General features: G+C 70.1%; 6 protein-coding genes. All 6 read left to right on the top strand.

Annotated elements, in window-relative coordinates:
* A partial coding sequence (locus G6021_RS09130) for an SDR family oxidoreductase (protein ID WP_182641117.1) occupies positions 1 to 666 on the top strand: 666 nt, incomplete at its 5' end.
* A 92-nt stretch (positions 667 to 758) separates the two neighbouring features.
* Positions 759 to 2,060: a cytochrome P450 gene (locus G6021_RS09125; RefSeq protein ID WP_095717665.1), complete on the top strand. Its 1,302-nt coding sequence runs from the start codon at positions 759 to 761 to the stop codon at positions 2,058 to 2,060.
* Positions 2,061 to 2,074: 14 nt separating this feature from the next.
* Entirely contained in the window at positions 2,075 to 2,290 is a 216-nt protein-coding gene (locus G6021_RS09120) for a ferredoxin (protein WP_095717619.1), read from the top strand.
* A 5-nt stretch (positions 2,291 to 2,295) separates the two neighbouring features.
* Positions 2,296 to 2,871 carry a nuclear transport factor 2 family protein gene (locus G6021_RS09115; RefSeq protein WP_179525949.1) on the top strand — a complete coding sequence of 192 codons (576 nt, stop codon included), beginning with the start codon at positions 2,296 to 2,298 and terminating at the stop codon, positions 2,869 to 2,871.
* 5 nt (positions 2,872 to 2,876) lie between these two features.
* A complete protein-coding gene (locus G6021_RS09110; RefSeq protein WP_338404124.1) occupies positions 2,877 to 4,160 on the top strand; it encodes a hypothetical protein in 1,284 nt (427 codons plus the stop codon).
* A 53-nt stretch (positions 4,161 to 4,213) separates the two neighbouring features.
* Positions 4,214 to 5,752 (top strand): AMP-binding protein (locus tag G6021_RS09105; protein WP_241736494.1); only part of this gene is annotated, 1,539 nt, incomplete at its 3' end.

The raw sequence follows: 5,752 nt of genomic DNA, 5'->3' as shown, positions 1-5,752 counted from the left end.
GCCCGCCGCGCCGACCGCCTCGACGACCTCGTGGGCCGGATCCGGGAGGCCGGGGGACGGGCCACCGCACGACCGGTCGACGTGACCAGCGCGGAGTCGGTGGCGGCGTTCGTGGCCGCCGCCGGTGAGGCGTACGGCCCTCCCGAGGTCCTGGTCTCCAGCGCGGGCACCCTGAAGATGGCCCGCGTGTGGGAGATGGAGCCGGACGACTTCGCCTCGCAGATCGACATCCACCTGCTCGCCGTGCAGCGGCTGCTCCACGCGGTGGTCCCCGGGATGGTCGATCGCCGTCGGGGCGACGTGGTCCTGATCGGCTCCGACGTCGCCTACACAGCCCGGCCCCGCTCCGGGGCGTACGTCGCGGCCAAGGCCGGCCTGGAGACCATGGCCCACCAGGCCCGCAAGGAACTCGAGGGCACGGGGATCCGCCTCGGCGTGGTCCGCCCGGGCCCGGTGATGACCGAGATGGGCACCGAGTTCGACCCGGAGACCGCGGAGTCGGTCATCAACGACTGGGTCAAGCACGGCTTCGGTCGTCACCCGCGCATGTGTAAGCCGGCCGACCTCGCCCGGGGGGTCGCCGCCATGGTGTCGATGCCCCGCGGCGCCCAGATCACCGAGCTGGAGATCCAGCCGGAGGCCCCAATCGAGGAGGACTACTCGTGACCAGTACCGACAGCTCCACCGACAAGCCCACGGACTTCTCCACCCTCACCGAGCCGCGTCGGGTCTCCGACGGCGAGGGGGAGCTCGGGCACATGGACGAACTCCGTACCGACCCGATCGGCCTGTTCTGGCGGGTCCGTGAGGAGTGCGGCGACCTCGGCGTGTTCAAGATCGTCGACCGCGACATCTGCCTGGCCTCCGGGGCGGCCGCGAACGAGGCCTTCTTCCGTGCGCCGGACGAGTCGCTGGACCAGGCCGCCGCCTACCCGTTCATGACGCCGGTGTTCGGTGAGGGCGTCGTGTTCGACGCCAGCCCCGAGCGCCGCTCGGAGATGCTGCACAACACCGCGCTGCGCGGCGAGCACATGCGCCAGCACGCCGTCACCATCCCCCGCGAGGTCCAGCGCATGGTGGGCGAGTGGGGCGACGAGGGTGAGATCGACCTCCTCGAGTGGTTCTCCGAGCTCACCATCTACACCTCCTCGGCGTGCCTGATCGGTCCGAAGTTCCGCGAGCAGCTCGACGCCCGGTTCGCGCACCTCTACCACGATCTCGAGCAGGGCACCGACCCCCACGCGTACATCGACGCCTACGCAGACATCCCCGCGTTCCGCAAGCGGGACGCGGCGCGAGCGGGGCTGGTCGAGTTGGTCTCCGGGATCATGGACCAGCGGATGGCCGAGCCGCCGGCGAGCAAGGAGGACCGCGACCTCCTCGACGTCCTGGTCTCCGTCAAGAACGACGACGGCACGTACCGGTTCACCCCGGACGAGGTCACCGGCATCTTCATCTCCATGATGTTCGCCGGACATCACACCACCTCCGGTACCAGCGCGTGGATGCTCATCGAGTTGCTCAAGCACCCGGACTACCTCGCGCAGGTGGTCGCCGAACTCGACGAGGTCTACTCCGACGGGGCCGAGTACAGCTTCGGGGCGTTGCGTCAGATGCCCAGGGTCGAGAACGCCCTGAAAGAGACGCTGCGTCTGCACCCGCCGCTGATCATCCTCATGCGGGTGGCGCAGGAGGACGTGCAGATCGGCGACCACGTCGTCCGCGCCGGGCAGACCGTCGCGGCGTCCCCCGCGGTCTCCAACCGGCTGCCGGAGGACTTCCCGGACCCCGACTCCTTCGACCCGGAACGCTATGCCGAGCCGCGCCAGGAGGACATCGTCAACCGGTGGACCTGGATCCCCTTCGGCGCCGGACGGCACCGCTGCGTGGGCGCGGCGTTCGCCCAGCTGCAGATCAAGGCCATCTTCTCGATCCTGCTGCGGGAGTTCGAGTTCGAGCTCGCGCAGCCGCCCGAGAGCTACCACAACGACCACTCCAAGATGGTCGTCCAGCTGGCCCAGCCGTGCACCGTCCGCTACCGGAGGAGGCAGCGCAGGTGAGCGGGCAGCAGCCGATGCGGGTGGAGGTGGACTTCGACCTGTGCCAGGGGCACGCCGAATGTCAGGCGGAGGCCCCCGACTGGTTCACGGTCGGCAAGGGCTCCGAGGCCAAGGTGCGTGCCAAGCGGGGCGTGGTCCCCGACGACCAGCTCGAGGCCGTCAAGGCCGCCGTCAAGTACTGCCCGACGCAGGCACTCCGCCTCGTCGAGAACCAGACCCACCAGGAGTGAGTGACGTGACCCGATACGACCGCGCCGAGATCGCCGAGTTCGTGCAGCGCTGGATCGAGGCCAACGCCGAGTGCGAGCGCAACAAGGACTGGACCCCGCTCGCCGACTTCTACGCCGAGGACGCCACCTACGGCTGGAACTACGGCACCAAGGACGACTTCATGGCCGTCGGCCGGGACGAGATCCGCGACATCGCGCTGGGCCAGGAGATGGCCGGGCTCGACGGCTGGGAGTACCCCTACATCCGGACCATCATCGACCCCGAGACCGGCGACGTGCTCTGTCTGTGGAAGCAGATCGCCCGAGACACCGTCGACCCGAAGACCGGGAAGCCGTACGAGGTCCACGGGCTCGGCGGGTCGTGGTTCCTCTACAACGGTGACCAGAAGTGGAAGTGGCACCGCGACTTCTTCGACTTCGGCAACGTGGTGGACCTGTTCATGCGGATGTACGAGGCCGACGCGCTCACCGATTCGATGAAGGCCCGGTTCGAGGCGGCCGGGGACAAGCCGGCCGGGTGGTATCGCATCGAGGACAGCCCGGCCCCCTTGTGGCCGGTGTCCGCCCCGGACGAGGTCTGAGTCCGGTGGCCGCGCGCGACCGGATCGTCAACAGCGACCCCCTGGAGTCCCTCGACCACGCCAGGCTCGCCAGGCTGCTGCCCGACCTGCTGCTGATCGGCCAGCTCATCGACCGGGCGGGGATGCCGGCCCTGCTCGGCGAGTTCGGTGTGGACGGGATGCGCGATGTGGCGATCGAGGAGTGGCAGGCCGCGAGCCCGCACTACACCCGGCGCATGAAGGAGGCGCTGTCGATCACGGGAGACGGCGTCGCGGAGATCTTCAAGGGCTTCCAACTGGATGTGGGGGCGCCGCCGGAGTTCATGGACTTCCGGTACGCGGTCACCGACCACGACCACGGCGAGTTCTGGCTCGACCACTGCGGTGCGCTGATGGACGTCGAACCGATGGGGGACCGGCTCGTCACCACGATGTGCCACGACATCGAGGACCCCACCTTCCCGGCCACCGCGCTGGCCACCAACCCCCGGGCCGTCGTGGAGCCCGTCCACCGTCCGCCGCGCAGCCCGGAGGGCCGGACGCCGCACTGTCACTGGACCGTGCGGATCGACCCGGATTCAGAGCCGGCGGCGTGGCCCGAGCCGGCGGTCGAGTCCGCGAGCAGCCGGTTGATCGACTTCGCCTTCGAGCCGCCGGAACCGCGGGACACCACCGGTGAGGGCCCTCGGGACGACTACGCCGGTCCGCTGTTGACGGATCTGAGCTTCCCCGAGTTCACCGCGGCCGCGCTCGTCCGCATGACCCGCGAGGTGTACCTGCAGATGCACCTGCTGGCGGTGGGTTTCCACCAGTCGGTGCGTCGCCGGTCGGACGCCGAGACCGCGGACCGGCTGCTCGCCTACCAGGCGACGGGGATCGCGGGGGTCGCCGCGGGACGGATCCGAGACGTCCTCGGCGTGGAGGGGGACGCACACGGGTTGGCCGCCGTGCTCGATCTCCACCCGCTGGCCGGTCCGACCGCCTACACGGGGTACTCGTCGTCGGTCTCCGGCGACGGCGCGAGCGTCACCGTCACCTGGGACACCGCGGCGGACGCGTTCGCCGACGACACCTGGATGCCCCTGCTCGCCCGGGACGGCCTGCGCCCCCTCGCCGCGGCGGCACAGGCGGTCGACCCGCACTGGACCGTGGAGCGCGTGCCCTCGGACGGCTCCCGGGTCGAGGCCGTCCTCCGGCTCGGAGACGTACCAGCGAAGGAGTCCGACGAGGTCGCCGTCACCCGGATCAGCACCGGGGCGGCGTTCGACTTCGGACCGGCCCGCACGCCACTGCCCATCACCCCGGTCTGAGACCGGACGCTCGCCCGAGACAGCACACCCGACCCCGTCACGGAGGACACCACATGGCACACAACCTGGCCGACCTCTTCGAACACGCCGTGGACGCCTACGGCGCCGACCGTCTGGCGGTGGTGGAGGGCGAACGTCGTCTCACCTACGCCGACCTGGAGGCCGAGGCCAACCGGTGGGCCTCGGCGCTCGCCTCCCTGGGCGTCGGGGCCGGCGACCACGTCGGTGTGCACCTGCGCAACGGGGTGGACTGTCTGGCGCTGATCCTCGGAGTCCTCAAACTGCGGGCGGTGACCATCAGCATCAACTACCGCTACTCGGGCCCGGAGCTGCGCTACCTCTACGACTACTCCGACACCAGCGTGCTGGTGTTCCACCGCGAGTTCGGCGCCGCGGTGACCGAGGCCGTACGAGGGCTCGACGCCGTCCGGCACACGATCATGGTGGAGGACGGCTCGGGCGTCGACACCCTTCCGGACGGTGTCCTCCCCGCCCGCGAGACCCTGGAGGCGGCGTCGGCGGAGCGCCCCGGGGTGGAGCGGAGCGGCGACGATCTCTACCTGGTGTTCACCGGTGGCACGACGGGCAAACCGAAGGGTGTGATGTGGCGTCAGGAGGACCTGTGGCGCAGCCTCGGAGGTGGCGCGGACTACCACACGGGTGAGCCGGTGCCCGACGAGTTCCACCAGTCCAGGGCGGGTCTGGGCGGTGACCCCATGCGCTACCTCATCCTGCTCCCGCTCATCCACACCTCGGGCATCATGCCCAGCTTCACCGGCCTGTTCGCCGGCGGCACCATGCACTACCTCCCGCACTTCCGGGCCGCGGACGTCCTGGAGGAGATCGAGACCGAGAAGATCCAGGTCGCCGTGGTGGCCGGTGACGCGATGGTCCGGCCACTCGTGGATCTGATGCGGCGGACCGACCCCGACACCTCGAGCATGTTCATGGTCTCCTCGGGAGCCGCCCTGTTCTCGCCCTCGGTCAAGGCGGACCTGCTCGAGCTCCGTCCCGATCTGATGATCATGGACGCGTTCGGCTCGTCCGAGGGCGGCTTCGGCGGCCTGGGCGTGGTGACCAAGGCCGATCTCGACGACGGGTCGCTCTTCGCCGACCACGGACCACGGATCCCCAGGGGTACCACCCTGCAGCTCGTCGACGACTTCGACGAACCGCTGCCCGACGACTCGCAGGAGATCGGCTGGATCGTCAAGAGCGGGTACCAGCCCGCCGGCTACTACAAGGACGAGGCCAAGACCGCCGAGACCTTCCGGGAGATCGCCGGCAGCCGCCGGGTGTTCACCGGGGACCGCGGACGGTACGACGGCCCCGACACGATCATCATGCTCGGCCGGGCCAGTCAGGTGATCAACTCCGGCGGCGAGAAGATCTTCGCCGAGGAGGTCGAGGCCGCGCTCAAGGCGGTGGCCGGGATCGAGGACGCCGTGGCGTTCGGGGTCCCGGACGAGCGGTTCGGGCACCGGGTCGGCGCCGTGGTCCAGTGGGCGGATGCCGCACAGGGCTCATCGCCGGACTCCTCGCCGGGCACCGGCCCGCGGGACCTCGACGCCGTCGGGCACGCCCTGCGCGAG

Origin of the sequence: Dietzia sp. CW19 (genome assembly GCF_014145265.1) — a bacterium.
GTDB classification, from domain to species: Bacteria; Actinomycetota; Actinomycetes; order Mycobacteriales; family Mycobacteriaceae; genus Dietzia; species Dietzia natronolimnaea.
This window is presented reverse-complemented; position numbering and strand designations above follow the sequence as displayed.